The organism is Halostagnicola alkaliphila (genome assembly GCF_055379965.1).
Genome location: NZ_AP043826.1, coordinates 389,734 through 409,463 on the forward strand (window position 1 = coordinate 389,734; position 19,730 = coordinate 409,463).

19 protein-coding genes are annotated in these 19,730 nt (G+C 61.7%); 8 read left to right on the top strand and 11 right to left on the bottom strand.

Annotated elements, in window-relative coordinates; all coding sequences use genetic code 11:
- Positions 1 to 2: 2 nt before the first annotated feature.
- The gene (locus ACZ5C7_RS07070; RefSeq protein WP_464375637.1) at positions 3 to 272 is read right to left on the bottom strand and encodes a DUF7571 family protein; all 270 of its coding nucleotides are present in this window, start codon (positions 270 to 272) and stop codon (positions 3 to 5) included.
- Between the two features lie 192 nt (positions 273 to 464).
- Here ACZ5C7_RS07070 and serB point away from each other — a divergent pair, with 192 nt between their 5' ends.
- Positions 465 to 1,109, top strand: a complete 645-nt coding sequence (gene serB / locus ACZ5C7_RS07075) for a phosphoserine phosphatase SerB (protein ID WP_464375638.1) — start codon at positions 465 to 467, stop codon at positions 1,107 to 1,109.
- 58 nt (positions 1,110 to 1,167) lie between these two features.
- Here serB and ACZ5C7_RS07080 read toward each other — a convergent pair whose 3' ends face one another.
- The 3 genes from ACZ5C7_RS07080 to ACZ5C7_RS07090 form a co-directional block, all read right to left on the bottom strand.
- Positions 1,168 to 1,968, bottom strand: a complete 801-nt coding sequence (locus ACZ5C7_RS07080) for a hypothetical protein (RefSeq protein ID WP_464375639.1) — start codon at positions 1,966 to 1,968, stop codon at positions 1,168 to 1,170.
- A 120-nt stretch (positions 1,969 to 2,088) separates the two neighbouring features.
- The gene (gene metX / locus ACZ5C7_RS07085) at positions 2,089 to 3,294 is read right to left on the bottom strand and encodes a homoserine O-acetyltransferase MetX (RefSeq protein WP_464375640.1); all 1,206 of its coding nucleotides are present in this window, start codon (positions 3,292 to 3,294) and stop codon (positions 2,089 to 2,091) included.
- Positions 3,291 to 4,706, bottom strand: coding sequence for an O-acetylhomoserine aminocarboxypropyltransferase/cysteine synthase family protein (locus tag ACZ5C7_RS07090; protein WP_464375641.1), 1,416 nt, complete (start codon positions 4,704 to 4,706; stop codon positions 3,291 to 3,293). The genes metX and ACZ5C7_RS07090 overlap by 4 nt, the downstream gene beginning before the upstream one ends.
- A 163-nt stretch (positions 4,707 to 4,869) precedes the next feature.
- Here ACZ5C7_RS07090 and ACZ5C7_RS07095 point away from each other — a divergent pair, with 163 nt between their 5' ends.
- The 4 genes from ACZ5C7_RS07095 (at position 4,870) to ACZ5C7_RS07110 (ending at position 9,361) form a co-directional block, all read left to right on the top strand.
- Positions 4,870 to 6,099, top strand: coding sequence for an MFS transporter (locus ACZ5C7_RS07095; protein ID WP_464375642.1), 1,230 nt, complete (start codon positions 4,870 to 4,872; stop codon positions 6,097 to 6,099).
- Between the two features lie 135 nt (positions 6,100 to 6,234).
- Positions 6,235 to 6,699 (top strand): PKD domain-containing protein, encoded by a 465-nt coding sequence (locus ACZ5C7_RS07100; RefSeq protein ID WP_464375643.1) that lies wholly within the window; start codon positions 6,235 to 6,237, stop codon positions 6,697 to 6,699.
- Positions 6,700 to 7,054: 355 nt separating this feature from the next.
- Positions 7,055 to 8,089 (top strand): DMT family transporter, encoded by a 1,035-nt coding sequence (locus ACZ5C7_RS07105; protein WP_464375644.1) that lies wholly within the window; start codon positions 7,055 to 7,057, stop codon positions 8,087 to 8,089.
- Between the two features lie 159 nt (positions 8,090 to 8,248).
- A complete protein-coding gene (locus tag ACZ5C7_RS07110; RefSeq protein ID WP_464375645.1) occupies positions 8,249 to 9,361 on the top strand; it encodes a pyridoxal-phosphate-dependent aminotransferase family protein in 1,113 nt (370 codons plus the stop codon).
- 389 nt (positions 9,362 to 9,750) lie between these two features.
- On the opposite strand, the gene ACZ5C7_RS07115 is transcribed toward ACZ5C7_RS07110, so the two are convergent.
- Positions 9,751 to 10,038, bottom strand: coding sequence for a hypothetical protein (locus ACZ5C7_RS07115; RefSeq protein WP_464375646.1), 288 nt, complete (start codon positions 10,036 to 10,038; stop codon positions 9,751 to 9,753).
- Positions 10,039 to 10,830: 792 nt separating this feature from the next.
- The gene (eif1A, locus tag ACZ5C7_RS07120) at positions 10,831 to 11,118 is read right to left on the bottom strand and encodes a translation initiation factor eIF-1A (RefSeq protein ID WP_464375647.1); all 288 of its coding nucleotides are present in this window, start codon (positions 11,116 to 11,118) and stop codon (positions 10,831 to 10,833) included.
- A 167-nt stretch (positions 11,119 to 11,285) separates the two neighbouring features.
- On the opposite strand from eif1A, the gene ACZ5C7_RS07125 reads away from it, so the two are divergent.
- Positions 11,286 to 11,465, top strand: a complete 180-nt coding sequence (locus tag ACZ5C7_RS07125) for a DUF7470 family protein (RefSeq protein ID WP_464375648.1) — start codon at positions 11,286 to 11,288, stop codon at positions 11,463 to 11,465.
- A 43-nt stretch (positions 11,466 to 11,508) separates the two neighbouring features.
- On the opposite strand, the gene ACZ5C7_RS07130 is transcribed toward ACZ5C7_RS07125, so the two are convergent.
- On the bottom strand, positions 11,509 to 13,482 hold the full coding sequence (locus ACZ5C7_RS07130) for a DUF460 domain-containing protein (RefSeq protein ID WP_464375649.1): 1,974 nt from the start codon (positions 13,480 to 13,482) through the stop codon (positions 11,509 to 11,511).
- A 245-nt stretch (positions 13,483 to 13,727) separates the two neighbouring features.
- Between ACZ5C7_RS07130 and ACZ5C7_RS07135 the strand changes: the two genes are divergently transcribed.
- Positions 13,728 to 13,958 (top strand): antitoxin VapB family protein, encoded by a 231-nt coding sequence (locus tag ACZ5C7_RS07135; RefSeq protein ID WP_464375650.1) that lies wholly within the window; start codon positions 13,728 to 13,730, stop codon positions 13,956 to 13,958.
- A complete protein-coding gene (locus tag ACZ5C7_RS07140) occupies positions 13,955 to 14,362 on the top strand; it encodes a PIN domain-containing protein (RefSeq protein WP_464375651.1) in 408 nt (135 codons plus the stop codon). Before ACZ5C7_RS07135 ends, ACZ5C7_RS07140 begins: the two co-directional genes overlap by 4 nt.
- A gap of 38 nt (positions 14,363 to 14,400) precedes the next feature.
- Here the strand turns inward: ACZ5C7_RS07140 and rnz are convergent, their stop codons facing one another.
- The 4 genes from rnz to ACZ5C7_RS07160 all read right to left on the bottom strand — a co-directional run bounded on the left by rnz (position 14,401) and on the right by ACZ5C7_RS07160 (position 19,293).
- A complete protein-coding gene (gene rnz / locus ACZ5C7_RS07145) occupies positions 14,401 to 15,327 on the bottom strand; it encodes a ribonuclease Z (RefSeq protein WP_464375652.1) in 927 nt (308 codons plus the stop codon).
- A 192-nt stretch (positions 15,328 to 15,519) separates the two neighbouring features.
- Entirely contained in the window at positions 15,520 to 16,611 is a 1,092-nt protein-coding gene (locus tag ACZ5C7_RS07150) for a poly-gamma-glutamate hydrolase family protein (RefSeq protein WP_464375653.1), read from the bottom strand.
- Between the two features lie 123 nt (positions 16,612 to 16,734).
- On the bottom strand, positions 16,735 to 18,015 hold the full coding sequence (locus tag ACZ5C7_RS07155; RefSeq protein ID WP_464375654.1) for a Mur ligase family protein: 1,281 nt from the start codon (positions 18,013 to 18,015) through the stop codon (positions 16,735 to 16,737).
- Between the two features lie 27 nt (positions 18,016 to 18,042).
- Complete coding sequence (locus ACZ5C7_RS07160) at positions 18,043 to 19,293, bottom strand: poly-gamma-glutamate biosynthesis protein PgsC/CapC (protein WP_464375655.1); 1,251 nt, start codon at positions 19,291 to 19,293, stop codon at positions 18,043 to 18,045.
- Between the last annotated feature and the right edge of the window lie 437 nt (positions 19,294 to 19,730).

Here is a 19,730-nt window from a genome sequence, read left to right on the forward strand (position 1 = left end):
GTTCAGACGGACGGGGTGTCGAGATTCCACCCGGGATCCTGACCCGTTCGGTCGATGAGGTCGGATCGACACGCCGGGCAGTAGTCGGGCGTCGCAGTCGCATTTCGGGGGACGTAGACCGCACCGTTGCACTCTACGCACGCATCGGAAACGATGGTCGCGCAGTCGACGCAGACGTTGAAATCGTCGACCGTGAGTTCACGCAGGGGTTCGAGTTGTTTGTCCAAGAGATACTCGTCGATGACCGCCTGACAGTTTTGGCACGGTTTCATGTCGATGCACTCGGATCCATGTCACAGTGGCACAAAGGTCTGTCGCCCCCCGTCGAAACCTGCCGACACTTCGCCGTCGAGAGATTTCGGTACTAGCGGGGAACGAGCGCAAACGAACGAAAACGGGGTCAGCCGCCGAACGGCGATCCAAAACCTGAACTGGTTTATTCCCGGCCTGAAAACCATCGGTCGATGACCATCGTCGCTTTCGACTTCGACGGAACGCTCTCCGATTCAGAAATGACCGTCCTGCTCGGCGACCGCTGCGGGGTCGCCAGCGAAATGGAGGAAATTACCGAACGCGCGATGAACGACGAAATCGGCTACGCGAAGAGTCTCCGCGAGCGCGCGGCGCTGCTCGAGGGGCTCTCCGAAGCCGAGGCCCAGTCCGCCTTCGACGAGGTCGAACTCCGCGAAGGAGCAGCCGGATTACTTCGGTCGCTGAACGACGCCGGCGTCACCACCGCGATCCTGACCGGCGGCTTCAAGCGCGGCGTCGCGACGGCGCTCGAGGATGAAGGCGTCGCCGTCGATTACATCGTCTCGAACGAACTCCCGATCGAAGACGGCGAATTGACCGGGGACGTCGAGGGACCGCTCGTCGAGGGAACGAAAGATACCGCACTCGAAAGCCTCGCCGGCGACGTTGGGGTCTCGATGGCGGAAACGGTCGCCGTCGGCGACGGCGCAAACGACCTCCCGATGCTCGAGGTCGCCGGCCTCCCGATCGGGTTCGATCCGAAACCGGCCGTCGAACCGGCCTGTGAGGTCGTCGTTACGTCGATGGCTGAAGTTAGAGATACGTTGCTGGCCGAAGGCGTCCTCGATCGAACCTAAGGTCGGACATTCCGATCCGCTGAAATCGATTTCTCGAGTCGTTCTCCGGCGAGACGAGTTACGACGATGGCTCGTCCGCCTCGGGCTGGGTGGAGTCCGTCGCGTGCGGGCGGTTCGCATCGGTTCGCCTCGACAGATGGGGGGCCAACAGCGCGATCACTACCCCGATCAGCGTAACCGAGATCACGGTACCCGCCGTCGTCAGCACCATCGAGGAGTCGACGACAACCGCGATCGCCTCGGATTCCTCCCCTGCGCCAGCCGTTCCGCCACCGGCCGTCTCCGCTTCCTCGGGAGCCCAAGTCGCGACTTCGGCCAGCGCGACCGCGAGGAGGACGTAACTCGAGACGAAAACACTGCCGGCGATCGCACTGTTCCTGACCGTCTCCTCGAGGCGCGACGTTCTCAGATAGCGAACGAGGAGAAATCCGGCGAGCGAAAGCACAAGAACGGGAACGAACGCGGAGACGTGGGACGTGAGGCTGCCGTACACGCTGAAAGCCATCTGCACCGATTCTTCTCCCTCGATGATCTGGGCACCATGGCTACCGAGCATGGTCAGGCCAGCGACTACCCACCGACTCGGTTGGTCCTCCGCCCCGGCGAACATCCCGCCCGAGAACATCGCGGCGGCGAGCTGGTAGGAGAGGGCGTACACGACGACGAACGAACCGACACCAAAACCGAGTCCCGCTTTACCTGACCGGCGGGCCGACTCGACGAGTCCGAGTTCTTCGTGGCCCGAGTCGTCTCTGTTGTCGCTCGAGGCGCCGTCCCGGGCCGAAGCATCGTCCGAACTCGTCTCTGCATCCTGTTCGTCCACCGCGGGGCCTTTGTCGTACTCGAGCTGTCTGTCCATTGTCACCATCATTTCAGGCAAAAGGAATGTGTGTTTCGGTCTAGCGGAGTGGGATCTGGCGTTGACGGCGATAAAGCGCGTCGAATCGACCGCCGACGAGAGAATGCCGAATCGGACCGGTTACTCCGAAAAGAGACTCGTGTGTACCGGCGCGAACGCCTCCGGTTCCTCCTCGTCCTCGGCGGTATCCGTGATCGCGCGCCCCTCGAGACCCGAGGAAAGAAGCGCCGACAGCGGCGGCCCGACCTTTTCGGGCTCGACGAGGAACGCGTCGTGGCCGTGGTCGGATTCGACGACGTGGTGAGAGGCGTCGACGCCCGCGTCACGACAGGACTCGGCGAGGACTTCGGCCTGTTCGACGGTGAAGTGCCAGTCGCCGGTAAACGAGAGGATCAGCAGTTCGCCCTCGAACGCGGCGAGGGCGTCAGCGTCGGATTCGTAACCCGCCGCGAGGTCGAAGTCGTCCATCGCGCGGGTCAGGTAGAGGTAGCTGTTCGCGTCGTATCGCTCCGTGAACTTCTCCGCCTGATAGTCGAGGTAGGATTCGACCTCTCGGTAGGGAAAGAACGCACCGGCCGGATCGGTCGGCTTCTCTCGAGTCGCTTCGCGGCCCGCGGAGCGACGACCGAACTTTCGAGCCATCGAGGCCTTCGAGAGGTACATGATGTGGCCGATCTGGCGCGCTCGAGCGAGTCCGTCGGTGGGTTCTGGGCCCCCGTAGTAGTGACCGTTGTTCCAGTCGGGGTCGCTCGTGATCGCTCGCCGAGCGACGGTGTCGAGGGCGAGACACTGCGCGTCGAGTCGGGCCGCGGCCGCGACCGAAGCTGCGTACTCGATATCGTCGGGATACCGTCGAAGCCAGTCGAGGACGTTCATGCCGCCGACGCTGCCGCCGACGACGGCGTGGAGGCGGCCGACGCCGAGTTCGTCGAGCAGTTTCCGCTGGGAACGAGTCCAGTCGCCGACCGTAACTGGCGGGAAATCGGTGCCGTAGGGCTCGCCCGTTTCGGGGTTCGTACTCGAGGGACCGGTCGTTCCGTAACACGAACCCGGCGCGTTCGCACAGACGACGAAGTACTCGGTGGTGTCGATGGCCTTGCCGGGACCGACCACGTCGCCCCACCAGGCGCGGGCCTGTCCCGCCGTCTTGTCACCCGAATCGGGTCGGCGAGCGACGTGTGCGCTACCGGTCAGCGCGTGACAGATCAGGACGGCGTTATTGCCCGTGAATTCGCCGTAGGTCTCGTAGGCGACCTCGAGCGAGGGGATCGACTCGCCGCTCTCGAAGGTGAACTCGCCGAGATCGACGGTTTCCTTGGTCGTCACGGTCGTTCCTCCGCGGATGTTCCTCGAGACCCGCCACTCGCGGTCGAACTCGCCGCCGACGCCGTTTCGATGGCCGAGTCGAGATCCGCGAGGATGTCCGCAGGGTCTTCGATGCCGACAGAGAGGCGGACCAGATCCGGCGTCACGCCTGCGTCTTTCTGTTCTTCGGGCGAAAGTTGGCCGTGGGTCGTACTCGCGGGGTGGATCACCAGCGTCTTCGCGTCGCCGATGTTCGCGAGGAACTGGGCGACCTCGACCTCCTCGCAGAAGCGTTTGCCTGCTTCGAAGCCAGCGCGAGACGACGTCTCGCGAGCAGACGGGTCCGCGTCGGACCCGTTAGCGCCCTCGAGGCCGAACGCGATCATCCCGCCGTAATCGGAGAGGTACTCGGAGGCGTTCTCGTGTGTCGGATGGGTCTCGAGACCCGGATGGGTGACCCACGCCACGTCCTCGTGATCGGCCAGGTACTCCGCGACGATAGTGGCGTTTTCGCAGTGTTTGTCCATCCGCAGGGGAAGGGACTCGAGTCCCTGCAGGGTTTGCCAGGCGTCGAACGGCGACTGTTGATTCCCGAGACTGCGCGAGGCGCGGAATCGCACCGCCGCAGCCAGCGGCGCGTCGGAAAAGTCCCGCGAGAAGTCGACATCGTGGTACGCGTGGTTTTCTCCGGCGATTTCCTCGTAGCCGTGTTCTCCCCACGGGAACTCGCCCCCGTCGACGAGGACGCCGCCGACCGTCGTCCCCGAGCCGTGGAGCCACTTCGTCGTCGACTCCCAGACGACGTCTGCGCCGTGTTCGAGCGGTCGACAGAGGTGCGGCGTCGCGAACGTGTTGTCGACGACGAGCGGGACGCCGTGCTCGTGGGCGATAGTCGAGAGCCGATCAAAATCGGGCGTCACGAGCGAGGGGTTGCCGATCGTCTCGACGTGGACGAACGCGGTATCCTCGTCGATCGCCTCCTCGTAGGCGTCGTACTCGAGGGTGGGGACCAGTCGCGTCTCGATGTCCCGTCGGGACGCCGTCTTCGAGAAGTAGGCGGTCGTCCCGCCGTAGGTGTCCGTCGAGAGAACGACGTTGTCGCCCGCTTCGGCGAGGACCAGCACGGCCGAGTCGAGCGCGGCCATGCCGCTGGCGGTCGCCACCGCGCCCGGCGCACCCTCGAGGGAGGCCATCCGACGTTCCAACGTCTGGACCGTTGGGTTCGAGATTCGCGAGTAGATGTGGCCCTCGCTCTCGAGGGCGTAGAGATCCGCAGCGCTGTCCGCGTCGTCGAAAACGTAGGAAGTCGTCTGATAGAGTGGCGGGGCCATCGCGCCCGTCTCGGGGTCCGGAGACTGTCCGGCGTGGACGCTTCGCGTTCCGAATCGACACCGTTTGGGTTCGTCGGTCCCGTCGCTCCTGTCGTCGCTCATGTTTTGCATGCATACTTCTCCACGGACTTATGCATCTCAGTAACGGCAAAAACCGCAAATACTGATTGGTATTAACTCGCACATATAGCCGTAATCGTGATTGCGAACGACTCGCAGTGCCGGGACGAACGATTTCATAGGGGTGTGGACGCTACGGGAGAGTGTGTCCTCGAGTCGTCGCGATCGGTTCGTCCTCGCAACCGTCGTCTTCGCGGTGTTGTTCTCGCAGCTGCTGCTCTATCCGGGCGTCGCAACGCTTGTTGAGGCACTCGGCGCGGATCCGGGCGGAGAATCATCGCCGTTCGCGGCGACCGAACTCGACGCGAGCATGTGGTTCCTCGTCGCGGAGTTCGCGGCGTACATCGTCTTCGTCGGCGTCTGGGGAGCCGCCAGCGATATGACGGGGCGGCGAACGCCCTTCATCGTCACCGGTGCGCTCGCCGGCGCCGTCGGCTATCTGGCGCTCGCCGCCGCTCCGTTGCTCGGCTCGATCCCCTTCGAAGGCGTGCTCGTCCTCCGAGTGGTGCAAGGTGCGATGACCATCGGCGCGTTCTCGCTGACGATGACGATGCTGATGGATCTCGAGGGCGGCCACGGGAAGAATATGGGCGCTGCGGGGATCGCGATCGGGCTCGGAGCCGCCCTCGGGGCACCGATGGGCGGTCAGCTCACGACGGTCGATCCGCTCGCGCCGCTGGTCGTCGCGGGGATCTTGCTCGTCTGCGTTGGCGGCCTCGTCACCCTCGTCTCCGATAGAGCACCGAGCGGTAAGCGGACGGCTCGAGACCTCCTCGAGGGTGTTCGACAACGGCCGACGCTATCGATCCCGTACGTGTTCGGGTTTATCGATCGGCTCACGGCCGGGTTCTTCGCCCTCGTCGGGACGCTTTACTTTCAGGACACGTTCGGATTGGATCCCGCGCAGACGGGCCTCTTGCTGGCGTGTTTTTTCGCTCCGTTCGCGCTCTTGCAGTACCCGATGGGAGCCCTTTCGGATCGGATCGGCCGAACGATTCCAATCGTGGTCGGCTCGCTCTGTTACGGCGTCGGCATCCTGAGCGTTAACGTCGCACCGACGGTGACCCTCGCGGCACTCGCGATGGTTACGGTCGGCGTCCTCGGGGCGCTCGTCTCTCCGGCGACGATGGCGCTAGTTACCGATATCGCCGCGGACGACGAACGGGGCGTCGCCATGAGCGGGTTCAATCTCGCGGGGAGCCTCGGCTTTCTGGGCGGGTTCCTCATCGGCGGCACCGTCGCCACAACGTACGGGTACGATCTGGCATTTCTCGTGGTCGGCGGCCTCGAGATCGCCATCGCGATCGTCGCCGTTCCTATCTTTCTCAGACTATCAGTAACCGGACACAAACATGTTCGTGAGGGCGAGGCATAAAATCCACACCGGCGCGTGAACTCGTCTTCCGTTTGATTTGCGGGAAGTTGTCGCCAGTAATGTGGTATGCATACACATGACTGCGCAACGACAGAGGGAATCACTTTTTATGTACGTAGTACCAAGAAAGTCACGATGGCACGAAAGCGAACGGTCTCACGACGAACCGCACTGAAGGTCACAGGCGCTGCTGCGGCAACCGCGCTGGTCGCAGGATGCAGTGATGACGACGACGGCGGCAACGGTGGGGACGACGACGAAAACGGCGGCGAGGATGGCATCAATATCGACCCAGACACGGAAATCGAATTCGACGCCCAGCAGGGCGGTTGGGTCGGTATCGCACCCGAAGAGATCGAGGACGAGGAGAACCCAACGCTCATCCTCGAGGACGGTGAAGAGTACGAGATCGGCTGGACCGAAGGTGACGACGTCGACCACAACATCGAGATTCGAGACGACGATGACGAAGTCGTCGACGATCTCGCGACCGAGGAAGGCGGTCCAGAGCAGTGGCTCGAGTTCGAAGCCAGCGACGAAATGGCTATCTATCGCTGTGCGCCCCACGCTCCGATGGAAGGCGACATCGTCGTCGAATAACTGAATTGTCACGTTTTTTCGACGCCCTACCCTTCTAGCTACACGACGACAGAACGACACGACAATCGAACCAGCCGTCGTGTCGGTCGAATAATCGAACGTGTGAGGGTCATCTCGAGAAGTGTTCCAATATTAACGCTCTGTACACCCAGTGCGACAGTCGCGATTTTACACGACACCGAATCGGCGATGGATAGCTGATCGTTTGTCGGTGTATCCGTATGTCATACGAATTAGTACCACACGTAAACGAACCCACGACCAATGATAACATGTGTTCCAGAATTTGGTAGATAGGGACCTCCTACACCACATATAACAACATACAAGTGCTCGAGACACCTCCCATAATAAAATGAATTCACAGAGAGATATTCTCCTCTTCGCCGCGCTCGCACTCGCCTGGGGAACCGCGTTCAGTGCCATCGAAATCGGACTCGAATCGCTGCCGCCGATCCTCTTTGCCGCCTTCCGGCTCGACGTTGCCACCGTCCTGTTCGTCGGTGCCGTCGCCGCGCTCGGTCTCGAGTGGCGTCCGCGGACGCGTGCCGACGTGATATCGATCCTCGCGGGCGGCGTGCTCCTCGTGGGTGCCCACTACGGGCTGTTGTTCGCCGGTCAGCTGTACGTCTCGAGCGCCGTCGCCGCGATCGTGTTGAGCCTGACGCCGATCGTCACGCCGCCGATCGCACTCGCGTTGCTCCCGAGCGAACGAATCCGTCCGCCAGCCGCCGTCGGCCTGGTACTCGGCCTCGTCGGCGTCGTCGTCATCGCCCTCTCGGGCGGCTCGCTCGGCGGTCAGGCCCTCGGCGTGGGACTGTTGTTCGGATCCGCGATATCGATCGCCATCGGCTCCGTCGTCCTCGAACGAACTCGAGGGACGTTACCCGTCGTTTCGTTGCAGACGTGGGCGATGGGGGTCGGTGCCGTCATGCTCCACAGCCTGAGCGGGCTCCACCCCGGAGAGCGGTTCGTCACATCGGCGTTCACGACCGAAATCGCCGTCGCGCTCGCGTACCTCGGCGTCGTCTCGACCGCCGGCGGCTTCCTCGCGTACTTCATCCTGCTCGAGCGGGTCGGCGCGACGGAGCTCAGCCTGGTCAACTACACCTCGCCCGTGATCGCCGCCGTCTTCGGCTGGCTCCTGCTGGGCGAGTCGATCACCGTCGCGACGGTCGCGGGCTTCGGCCTGATCGTCCTCGGCTTTACCCTCTGTAAGATCGACAGCCTCTGGAAACTCGTTCGGCCGATGGTCGAAGACGGGGACACGCGTCCCTCCGTGCCGACGAACGGATTCGTGGTCCGAAAGAATCCGTACGTTCGCTCTACAAATCGTGGGACTGAGAGTCGTTCGGCGTCGAAATCCCGTTCGTCTCCGGGTGCCGACTGAACCCTCGAGACCCACGGTCGAAGGCGGAGGCAGAAATCGATGCAACCGTTCTTCGTTCACTCGAGAAAGAGTAAATCCACAGCGGAAGTTCCGAGTTCGGTGCGCCATCAAAAGTACCATACCGTCGCGCGACCCAGTAGCTCCTATCAGGTGGTTTTCGTGACCAAAAAAAGCGAGTATCAAGACGACTACCCCGACAAAACGCTGTATATTCCGGGTCCGACCGAAGTGCGCGAAGACGTCATCGACGCGATGTGCGAGCCGATGTTCGGCCACCGCATGGACCGCATGACGGACCTCTACACGACCATCGTCGAGGACACGAAGGAGTTCCTCGGCACCGACAACGACGTCATCATCCTCACGGGGTCGGGCACCGAATTCTGGGAAGCCTCGACCCTCAACCTCGTCGACGAGAACATCCTCGTCCCGACCTGCGGAAGCTTCAGCGAGCGCCACGCCAACGTCGCCGAACGGCTCGGCAAAACCGTCGATCGGCTCGAATACGAGTGGGGCCAGGCGATCAAACCCGAAGACATCCGCGAGACGCTTGAGGAGAGCGACACGCACTACGACGTGGTCGCGACCGTCATGAACGAGTCCTCGACCGGCGTCCGCAATCCGATCGAAGAGATCGGCGACGTCATCGCCGAGTATCCGGACACCTACTTCGTCGTCGACGCCGTCTCCGCGCTGGGCGGCGACTACGTCGACATCGACGAGCACAACATCGACGTGATCTTTACGTCCACCCAGAAGGCCTTCGCCATGCCGCCCGGCCTGGCGGTCTGTGCCGTCAGCGAGGACGCCTACGAGCGCGAACTCGAGTCCGATTCGGCCTCGTGGTACGGCGGCTTCCAGCGCACGATCGATTACTACGACCGGAAGGGCCAGACCCACTCCACGCCAGCGATCCCGATCATGCTCGCCTACCGCAAGCAGATGAAACACATGCTCGAGGAAGGTCACGACGGGCGCGACCAGCGCCACCGCGAGATGGCGGAGTACACCCGCGAGTGGGCCCGCGAGCACTTCGACATGTTCCCCGAGGAGGGCTACGAATCCCAGACCGTGAGCTGTATCGAGAACACGCAGGGGATCGACGTCGCGGAAACCATCGACGCCGTCAGCGAGGAGTACGACATGGTCTTCTCGAACGGCTACGGCTCCGCACTCGGCGAGGAGACGTTCCGCATCGGACACATGGGCGAACACGATCTCGAGAGCATCACGGAACTCACCGACGCGATCGAAGACGTCGCGGGTCTGTAGGAATATTTCGAATCCGACTGACTTTGACGGGGTGATACCGAAACAACAGTCTCAGAACCCGACAGTGATGTCAATTACCACGGATTTCTGCAAGTCTACAACTAGATAGAGTTGTAGCGTCGAAGTACAACCAAAATAGGTTGTTTATTGTGCTCAATAGTGGGAACCTACGGCTCCGACTCACGAGGAGGAACTGATACTCGAGACAAGAAACAACCCACTGAGTCAACTTCCGACGCCAATGAATAGCGCAAGGCTGTCGCGTCGTTGGGGTCAACGCTGAGTTCGTCCGATCAGCACTCGAGTTACGGTATTGGGGCACGGACAACGGTCGAAACGCAACAACGTACGTATTACTGGGAAACAGTAGCCAGATGGCTCCCCTCGAGCTACTCCGACTTGCTCGACGAAGCCGCTCGAGGCCCGTTTGAAAGCGCCAGCATCCCGATCGCGGCCGCACAATCGGGACAACACGCTCGAGTGACCGCGGCGTAGCGCTCCGCGAGGTCCGGACCGGGGCTGGTCGAAACGGCGAGGATGCGACCGACCGGAACCGATTCGCCGCACCGATAGCAAACTGCTGGCGGGGAGCGGTCGACGCTCGTCCCATCTTCGGAACCAGCACTCGAGTTCGTTCCTTCAGCACTCGAATCCGTCGCGTCGCTTCTCGAGGTCATCCGAATCGCCTCCAGAGGCGCTGACCGCAGTCCCGCCGATCTGCGCAATTCGCGGGGTAGGACCCGCCGTACGGGACCGGTTGCTGATCGAAATTGATACTGAACTGTCGTTCGAGACCTTTTTGTCTCGGTGGCAGTAATGGAAACATGGCAGCCAAGTGTCCGCTTGGAAGCCACACGCTTCGGGTGTCTCTGCACCCGGGGCATTTCAAACGAATGCCCACGCGTCCACGTTTTGGAGCGCGCGGCTTCCATCATGACAGAAGTTCTGAAGGAGAACATACTTACTGATAGCGGATGGAAGAAGGGGCGATGGGCGTCAAATCCTGACAGAAATCGACTGGATACTCAACGAATGGCCGTGAGCACGCCTCGAGTACGACGAGAGGCGTGCGAACCGGGGGAGGGCAGGCGTTCCGTTCATTAACCGGACACCCTCAGGTCACGATGGTCGATACAACCACAGATTTGTCGGCTCGTGAAACGTTTCACGAGTAGACTCTCGGCGAGTGAGCGGTTCGAAGAACCCGAGGTGCGCGGTTCGGAGTCCCGAAGGGACGAGAACCGTGAAAGGCGATCGGGGAACGAAGTGACCCGTGAGCAACGCCGTTCACCGAGCGAAGCGCGGTTCGGAGCCCGCAGGGCGAGAACTGCGCTTCGCTCGGGCCGACGACTGATGTGAAGAACGCTATGCGTTCGGAACAGAAGGAGGAGTGCTTTTCATCGAAGTTTTGCCGAGGGTGCGCCTTCGGCGCACCCGCAGAGCAAAAGTTCGGTGTTAAAACTTCGTTGCTACTGAATATGCCCTTCCCGTCTGAGTTGGTCGGCGTCAGATTTCTCGTAGCGCCAGGTGATGTCGGCTTTCTCGTCCTGCCAGTCCCACGGTTCGACGAGGACGACGTCGTCCTCACGAATCCAGATGCGTTTTTGCATTTTGCCTGGAATGCGTGCTGTGCGCTCTGTCCCGTCAGCACATCGTACTGTGACTCGGTTCGCCCCGAGCATGTTCGTGACCGTCGCAAAAACCTCGTCGTCTTCGGGCATTCGGAGGTTCTTGCGGCTGCCCTCGTCCTCGCTCATACGTCGTGGTTGGAGGGCGAGGGTTTTAAACTCTATCAAGGCTCGCTCGATGGGACCGATCTCCCCGGGGACGGTGTCCTGCTTCAAGAACTCGAGAAAAAATACGCTCCAGCTCGCCGAAAGCGCAAACCACGCCGTTTATTTTCGTCGGCTATCGACTCAATCGTATGCTCGATAAGCTCGGCCCGCTGGGTATTGCGGGACTCGCTATTGTTCTCGTTGGAATCGCTCTCATCGCCTATGCGAATCTTATCGTCGCGGCCGGTATGGCGCTCGTTCTCGTCGGACTCGGACTCACGGTCAAGGCGCTCGTTTCGGGGATGCTCGGCGCCTTTGGCATGATGTAGGTCGAGAGAGGGGACGAAAGCCAAAACGCTCTCGAGACGCGATTCAAGCCTCGTTGTCCCCGGCCCGATGCTCGCTGATAAGCTGGTCGACCATCGAGGCCTTCTGGTCGCGCCTGCGGTCTCGAGCGCGCTCGTGCCAGTCGTCGATGACGGCTTCGACGTCTTCCTCGCGAGCCACGGCGAGCTCGTCGACTTCTTGCATGGCGACGTCGCCCGCGGGGCCGACTGGGAGGTCCGCCTCGAAGAGGATCCGATCGGCGACGTCTGAGAGCCCGCCGTCCTTGAGAATAACGCGCGGCTCGAACGACGCGAGCAGTTCCGCGGTCGATTTGCCGGCCCCGCTCGCGTCGCGGACGTAGACCACGTCTCCGGTCGCGAGTCCGTACTGGTCGTCGGCCTCGCGGATCGCGCCCTTGGTAAACTGCTCGATCACCTTCACCGGAACCAGTCCCTCCTTTTTCGCAGACACGTCGCTGAAGTTCGAGTGATCGAGCTTCCAGAGGGCTTTCATCCGCTCGACTTTGTCCTCGAGTTCGTCGACCGTCTCGCGGGCCTCGTCGCGTTCGTCCTCGAGCCGGTCGGCCTTTCGCTCGAGGCGGGTGACTTCCCGATCTTTTCGAACCTTACGCTGCTCTTCTGTCCGGGCAACGGCGATTTGAGCCTCGAGGTCTTCGATTTCCTCGTCTTTGCTCTCGAGGCGGTCCTCGAGCGTTCCGACGTGCGATTGGAGGCGTTCGACCTGCCGCTCGAGGGACTTGATTCGCTTTTCTTCGGCGGTCAGCTCGCGCGGTTCGTGCTCGGTCGTCTCTTCTTCCGTCTCGTCCTCGTCGGTGAGATCGCGCAGGACGGCTTCGACGCTCTCCTCGCCAGCGACGACTCGAGCCGTCACCTCGCCCCGGTCGATCCCCGGCGGGAGTTTGTCGGCGATGCGCTCGAACTGGTCTTCGTGGTCGTCGACGGCGTACAGCGCCGCGGCCATCGCGTCACGCTGGTGATCGTCGTCGTAGGAGTGCTCGCGCGTTCGGTGTTGTTTCTCGTCGATCGGCGGGTCGCTGTTGGGAGTCCAGGCCGCGGCGTCGAAGCTCCGGCGGAACTTCTCGACGGTCTCGGGAATCGGAGTGACGTCCGCCGCGACGATCACCGGCCGCCCGCGCTCGACGATCCACTCGATCACGTCCGCGGTGTCGCTTGTGCGCGAACTCCAGACGTCGAGGATCTCACCCTCAAGGCTGGCGATGGCGACGGCGGTGGTCGTTCCGGGGTCGATGCCGACGACGACGTGATCGCGTCGCTTCGCCAGCGGTCGGAACTCGATGCCGTCGCGCCGTTCGCGTTCGATCTCGATCCGGACGTCCCCCGAGCGCTCGTTCGAGACGGGGATATCCGCCGGGCGGGCCTGGACGGTAAAAACGGCGTTCGCGTAGCCGCCGTAGGACTCCCGAATATCGGTTTCGTACTCGAGGTTTTCGGCCTCGAGTTCGGATTCCACCTCGCGGGAGCGTTTCTTCACCGAGCCGTGAATCCGTCGGGTGTACCGGTCTTCGCTCCAACCCCCTTTACCGGTCGAGCGGCCCCTCGAGACCTTTACCGTCGTCTCGTCGGTGAAGGCCGACACTTCGTGGCCGACGTTGTGGGCCGCGAGCTTTGCCGCGGCTTCGGCCTCCTCCATCGGATCCTTGCCGTAGGGGATTCCGTGGCGCTTGGCGACGCGAGAAAGCGGTTCGGGCTGTTCCGCGCCGGTCACCTGCACGAGCATCGTTTCGGCGGGCAGCGACCCCAAAAAGTGGATCAGCTGATCTTTGTTCGGAGCCAGCTCGTACATGTTGTCCGTCGCGATGATCGCCGGCTCGTGGTCGTCGATCAGTCGCCTGAGCTTGCGGTGGGTGACGACATCTCGAGTGAGGTCCTCGCCGTCGTACTGGACCAGTGCGTAGGAAGGCGAGTCACCGCGGACGTCCCCGCTCTGAATATCGACGCCGAAGACGACTGCATTCAACGCACTCGTTCGGGTGCTCACGGAGGAGTATAGGGGCGAGAAATGTATAAATCCGACGCGGGTGTGGCACCTCGAATGGAGACGGTCGACTCACTCTCGCTCGAATGGGGGAGGAGCCTTCCAACGTATTGTTTGCGGGGGATTTCGTGGCTCGAGTCAGCTCGGTGTGACGAGCGAATCGCCCCGTTCACAGTGAGGAAGATGTTATAGAAGTTGTTACATATACGAACCTTAATCTTCGTGGGGCGTCAACGCTGTCAACAAGAATGTCACAGCAAATTCGTCTCGAAGATGATGTCTACGAACGCATCAAGGCGAAAAAACGTGATAACGAGTCGTTCAGCGAAGCTGTGGAACGCCTCATTGGCGGGCGGTCACTCCGTGACCTCCGCGACGTCTTCGATGAAGACCAGGTAGGCGAAATGCGAGAGGCCATCGAAGCAGCTGATCAGGAGGACCGTGAGGAAGTTCGTGGTGTCGCGGAGCGCTTCGAATGATCGTCGATACGAGCTTCGTTCTGGACGTCATCGACGATGTCGAAGCAGCCGTCACGAAAGAACGAGAACTCGAAGCCGAAAGCGTCCCACTGGTACTTCCCTCGATGACCGTTCTGGAACTCTACATCGGCGTCGGAACGGTATCGAACACCCGAAAAGAGCGCCAGAAAGTCGAAGCCGTACTCGATTCATACCCGGTCGTAGATATGACACCGAGTATCTCCCGACGTGCGGGGCGGCTACTCGGCGAACGCATGGCCGATACGGACGACGGCGACGGCCCTGGGATCGGAAAGGCTGATGCGACAATCGCCGCAACCGCTCTCGAGCGCGACGAACCCGTCCTTGCCGGCGACAATCACTTCGAGAACATCCAAGGTATCACCCACGAACGGTACCGGTGAGTAGGGACGACAGCACGAGAGAAGACCTGCTCTAGCGGTCAACTATTCGGGTACGGTACTTCGAGACGATCCCCATCCTCCGGCAATAGCACCTCGCCATCGAACACGTCTCGAGCCTGCTCGAGGTGGTCCTCGACGTCGCCGGCGTAGCGCGAGGAGATGTGCATCAGCGCCAGGCGATCGGCCCCGGCTCGGCGGGCGATTTCGGCCGCCTGTCGCGCCGTCGAGTGGGCCGTGTCCGTCGCGCGCTCGGTTCGATCGTCGGCGAAGGTCGCGTCGTGGATCAGCAGGTCCGGTTCCTCGGCAACCTCGAGCGTCGCCGTCGTCGGGCGGGTATCGCCGGTATAGACGAGCGAGCGGCCCGGACGAGGGTCGCCGACGACCTGATCGGGTTCGACGACGGTGCCGTCCTCGAGTTCGACGGCTTCGCCCTCGTGAAGGCTCGAGAACTTCGGGCCGACCGGGACGCCGAGTTCTTCGGCGCGTTCGCGGTCGAATCGTCCCTTGCGGTCGTCCTCGACGAGCGCGTAGCCGACCGACCGCGTGTCGTGGTCCGTGTCGAAAACCCGAACCTCGTACTCGTCGGCGCGGTAGGCGACGTCACCGCCGCCAACTTCGTTGATTTGGACCGGAAACGAGGGCCGGTTACCCAGCGCGTTGACCAGTGACTTCACTTGCGATCGAGTGTCCCGCGGCGCGTGAATCGCGAGCGGTTCAGTCCGATCGTTGAAGGCCATCGTCTGGAGCAATCCGGGAATTCCCAGCACGTGATCGCCGTGAAGGTGCGTAATAAAGAGCTGGGAGATCGAGAATCCCGTTCGAAACCGCATCATCTGGCGTTGGGTTCCCTCGCCGGCGTCGAACAACAACTCGTCACCTTCGCGCGCGACGAAAATGCTGGTGGGGTTCCGCTGCGCTGTTGGAATCGCCCCACTCGTCCCGAGAAACGTCACGCGCAATGGCATTACGTACGGTTCGGGACGCGGCGACTAAACCGGCTTCGGATCGAGCCGGTTTCGGTCAGCGCGAAGGGCCCAATCCGCTAGTTCCTCAGTACTCGCGCGATTATCACCACGAGGCGTCCACCACCAACGTAAACTCTCGACCCGCGTCATTCCATCAATCACCGGCGAACCGATCTCCGGCCCCTTCCTCGATCATCGACAGCTTCCGCTTTCCTCGACCTCGAGATCGTCCGAGAGCGCTGCCGCCGTGCCGTAGGCAATCTCCTCCCAATACGCCCGCCGGGTCGCGTAACTCTGGCAGAGGAAGATGCTCTCGTCACCGAGATCGTCGACGAGCAGACCCTCCCCCGTCACGCCCTCGTCGTCCGAGAGCGTCGCCTGCTCCGCACACGACGGGAGCGCGTCGTTGATCGAATCGCGCACGTCCTCCAGCGTGGATGCCGTCGCGTTTCCGTCCACGATAATACCCTCCTCGCAGACGCCGCCGAAGTCGACGGCTACGTCGAACTCGTCGTCCGCGATCGCCCCAAGTTCGGGGTACGTCTCGGAGCTGAGTTTCGTGGACGGGACGTACCACCGTTGGAACGCGCCGCCGCCCGGGCCCCATCCCTTCGTCCGCCAGCAGGTCGCGTCGCCGAGCTCCGCGGCGTGTTCTGCTTGCTCGTCCGTCTTCGGTTGCACACCGCCGCCGTGTGGCGCGATGAAGATAGTGTCTGTGCCGTTATCGTCGAGCTGTTCGATCAACTCGCCTCGTTCTCTCGCCTCCGATTCGGAGAGGGCTGGGTTCGATATCGTCGTCGAGATGTCGCCGTCGAACTCCTCGCCGCTGATCGAACAACTGCCGGTGGGGCTGGGGCAGCTCTCGTCGCCCGGATCCGTCGCCACCGACCCGAGGTCGAGCCGACAGCGGGCGCTGTCTGACATACGAACGATGGTCTCGGGCGATTCCGGTCGCTCGTTCGCGATCGTATACACTGCGAACTCGTCCTGATCGTTCGAGCGGGTGATGCGTAGCTGGTCGCCGACAGAGAGATCGTGCGCCGATAACAAGCGGGGATCGGCGGATATCGACGTCGGATCTCCGGCGAGGTCGTCCTGGTCGTCGGTGAGGTCACAGACGAGGCAAGTCTCGAACTCCTCGTCGCTCGTTACTCTCGATGCGGCCTCGTACGAACCGACGGCGAGGCCGAGCAGTGCTGGGGTACCGACGGCGCCGGCCAGAAACGTCCGTCGCGACGAGCGTAGTCGGTCGATGCGTCCGTTGGTGTCTGAATCGTTTGTCATTGTATTGTGACTTCGGTGGGAGGGAACCGCCTCCCGAGCGGTAATCGGTGGGCGAGGCTACTACGATCGGGTACCAGCGGATCGCCACTCGACCCGCTGGCGGGAGATGTGCTCTCTACATGATCACCTCTGTACGGGGGGAGCTCGGGGCGGTTCGTCGTCGGATCTCCGGGCCGATCGGTAGTCGACCCGTTTTTCGAGGAGTTGCCGATCAATCGACTTTCCTGACGACTCCGGTTCGCGATCCGTCTCGGGGGCATCGAGCGATTCTATCGACGTCGCGTGACGGTCGATTTCGTCGTCGAGGTCGCGCATGAACTCGGCGACCGTATTGCCCATCACGAGAACCGGCCAGCCATCCGCGACCATCTCCTCGAGGACCGACAGCGCCGATTCGGTTTCCGGGTCGTGGCCGATTACGGGAAACGACGCTTTCTCGACGAACAGATCCGCGTGCCCGCCCGCGACCCGCGCCTGTTCGATCGCGCCGTCTTCGAAGAGTCCCTCGAGGTAGTCGTGAAACGACGCGGTTCGCGCACGCCTGTCTCGTCGGAGATAGACGAACGGCTGAATCGGTTCTCCTTCATCGACGAGCGCCTGGCGAACCATCTCGGTGCTTTCGACGTCGTTGACGTCGGCGGCGTTGTAGACCTGTCCGCCGAGCGCGCGGGTCCACTCGACCTGGAACTCCTCGAGCATCGACTCGCGCTGACGGTCGGACAGCGGTTCCTCGTCGATCGCCTCGAGAACGTGATCGAGCGCGTAGATGCATTCAGCGGCCGGAATGTCCCGATGGCGTTCGGGAACGTCGACGTGAGAAACGGTCGCATCGACCGTCTCGAGTTCGCGTTCGATGTACTCCCGAAGGCGCGAGTCTTGTTCGCCGTTTACCACGTGCGTTCCGGATGGAGTCGCTCGGGCGAACGCCCTCGCGATGTCCGCTCGAGTGCCGCCGAGGGTATCGCGGTGGTCCTGTCGAACGTTCGTGAGCACGAGCACGTCCGGTTTCCCGAACCGCTCGTTCATCATCCGCGTCGTGTAGTCCGTTATCCCCTGATTCTCGAGGACGAGCGCGTCGACGGGGGCGTACTTTCGAAGTTCGTCGAAGTTCTCGTAGAGCGTGACGCGCTCGCCGCGGTCGATCGGGTTCTCGTCGCCGTCGTACAGCGATAGGGGGTGGTTTCCGGTCACCTTGGCGTAGGCGTCGTATCCCCGGGACCGGAGAATTTCGTAGATCCGTTCGGTCGTTCCCGACTTGCCTCGTGTGCCGGAGACGACGATTTTGACGTCGATTTCCTCGAGTCGTCGCCGGTGTTCGGTGCCGCGCGTGAACGGGGTAGCGATGCGTCGAGCGAGCCGCGTGACCGGCTCTGGGATTACCGTCGAAGATATGTTGGAAGACATTGGTATTGGAGCTGTAGTGTTAATTGATTAGGTGTGGCTATTGTGCGTGCTAACGTACTGTCGATCGGTATCCGAACTCGAGGGGCGGAGCCGCTCGAGACGGAACGCTGTTATCGTGCCGACAACGAAGGCGGCGGCGAGCAACGCAATCTGCGGGAGGAGATGCAGATTGGACTGGAGAACGATATCTAACTCCCACAAATGGAGGGAGAAAACGTCGCTTAGTTCGATGAGATCTAAGTCGAGCGCCCCACCCTCCTCCGGGGAAACAACCAGACGGAGCCCTCCGAGGAAGAGCGCGAACGCGCCGGCCGACAGCGCGACTGAGGCCGATCGGTGTTCCGGCGGCATCCGATGGAGGTTGTACGCGCCGATTCCGATCAGAATGGCCGTAAAGAACAGGTGCGATCCGGAAGTGACCGAGAAGATCACCGCGATCGGGACGGATCCCGTGATAGCGATAACGAGGCCGGTTCCGAGCAGCACCCGCCCGTACAACAAGGTTGAACGATGGATCAAGGTGAGCAATCCGTAGACGGCGGCGACACCGAGAACGTATAGCGGGAGCACGACAGCCGACTGGAGTGCAAACAGCGCGAGCAACGGGAGCGCGATGATTCCGTTGAGTCTGACGCCCCATCGCATATATGCACCCTCCGAGACGATCATTCCGAGGATGATCGCCAGAAGGACAGTCGAGAGAGAGGCGTCGAGGAAGCGGTCCGTATCAGTAATCACGGCTCCTCTGGCAGCGGCGATGTCCGATTCCGGACCGAACAACAACGGCGGAGTGAGCCGCCCGATGTGGGGAGCTAACTCGAGGTTGACCAGCGCCGCGCCGAGGCCGATCAGTCCAAGGAGTACACCGATACTCGCGACGACATCCTCGAGGCGTCGGTCCGCCTCGAGTTGGTGGTAGTTGTACGCGGCGACGCCCGGAAGGATGCTCCCGACGAACATGAACGCCGAGACGGAGAGGTCGGAAACACCGAGCGCGGAAAGTCCGCCGAACACGGCAAACGGGACCGCCATGCTGATACTCATACTCGCCAGAAGCAGCTGCCGGCCGAACAACAGAGTCCGACGCTGTAACAGTGCCAACCCGACGTACGAGGCGGTCACACCGATAACAAGCGCGGGGAGTGCAAGCACATCATAGAGAGCGTACACTGCGAACAGCGGAACGACGAGGACGCCGGAGAGACGGAGCGCGTACGCCTGAACGACTCCGATTCCGATCAACAGTCCGACGATCGTCAGCAGCGCAGCAACGATCATCGATCTGTTCCCTCCGAACCGCGTTCTCGAGGAGAGAGGGGAAAGCTGGGTAACCAGTTTGACGAAACGAGCGCATGAGCACTTCGTGAGAACGTCCTCTCATCAGCAGTGTCCGGATAGCAGGCGGCGTTCGTTACTGAAGGACTCATATCAGCGAAGACACCCTGATAATAAATAAAGTTTATCTAGCTTTGTATTTTACTTCTAGATAATCTATACTAACTAGATAATTACTTATTAGTAGCTATAATCTTCTAACATATTAGAAGTACAACAATTGGAGTTAATATATGGAGGGGATGATTATATGGTGGGACGGATGGTGTCAGTCAATCGTTCGGTTGTCGAAACGCTGCCGTCGGAACGACACACTGTGGGTAGCGCGCAGAGTGCAACTGACGGGAGAATCCGGGGCGCTTCGGATCGCATCGTCACCT

Coding starts and splice junctions, on each gene's coding strand:
- ACZ5C7_RS07140 (WP_464375651.1), top strand. CDS start 13,955: ATGATCGTCGATACGAGCTTCGTTCTGGACGTCATCGACGATGTCGAA.
- ACZ5C7_RS07090 (WP_464375641.1), bottom strand. CDS start 4,706: ATGAGCGACGACAGGAGCGACGGGACCGACGAACCCAAACGGTGTCGA.
- ACZ5C7_RS07080 (WP_464375639.1), bottom strand. CDS start 1,968: ATGGACAGACAGCTCGAGTACGACAAAGGCCCCGCGGTGGACGAACAG.
- rnz (WP_464375652.1), bottom strand. CDS start 15,327: ATGCCATTGCGCGTGACGTTTCTCGGGACGAGTGGGGCGATTCCAACA.
- serB (WP_464375638.1), top strand. CDS start 465: ATGACCATCGTCGCTTTCGACTTCGACGGAACGCTCTCCGATTCAGAA.
- ACZ5C7_RS07100 (WP_464375643.1), top strand. CDS start 6,235: ATGGCACGAAAGCGAACGGTCTCACGACGAACCGCACTGAAGGTCACA.
- ACZ5C7_RS07125 (WP_464375648.1), top strand. CDS start 11,286: ATGCTCGATAAGCTCGGCCCGCTGGGTATTGCGGGACTCGCTATTGTT.
- ACZ5C7_RS07150 (WP_464375653.1), bottom strand. CDS start 16,611: ATGACAAACGATTCAGACACCAACGGACGCATCGACCGACTACGCTCG.
- ACZ5C7_RS07105 (WP_464375644.1), top strand. CDS start 7,055: ATGAATTCACAGAGAGATATTCTCCTCTTCGCCGCGCTCGCACTCGCC.
- ACZ5C7_RS07135 (WP_464375650.1), top strand. CDS start 13,728: ATGTCACAGCAAATTCGTCTCGAAGATGATGTCTACGAACGCATCAAG.
- ACZ5C7_RS07160 (WP_464375655.1), bottom strand. CDS start 19,293: ATGATCGTTGCTGCGCTGCTGACGATCGTCGGACTGTTGATCGGAATC.
- ACZ5C7_RS07115 (WP_464375646.1), bottom strand. CDS start 10,038: ATGACCTCGAGAAGCGACGCGACGGATTCGAGTGCTGAAGGAACGAAC.
- ACZ5C7_RS07155 (WP_464375654.1), bottom strand. CDS start 18,015: ATGTCTTCCAACATATCTTCGACGGTAATCCCAGAGCCGGTCACGCGG.
- eif1A (WP_464375647.1), bottom strand. CDS start 11,118: ATGAGCGAGGACGAGGGCAGCCGCAAGAACCTCCGAATGCCCGAAGAC.
- ACZ5C7_RS07070 (WP_464375637.1), bottom strand. CDS start 272: ATGAAACCGTGCCAAAACTGTCAGGCGGTCATCGACGAGTATCTCTTG.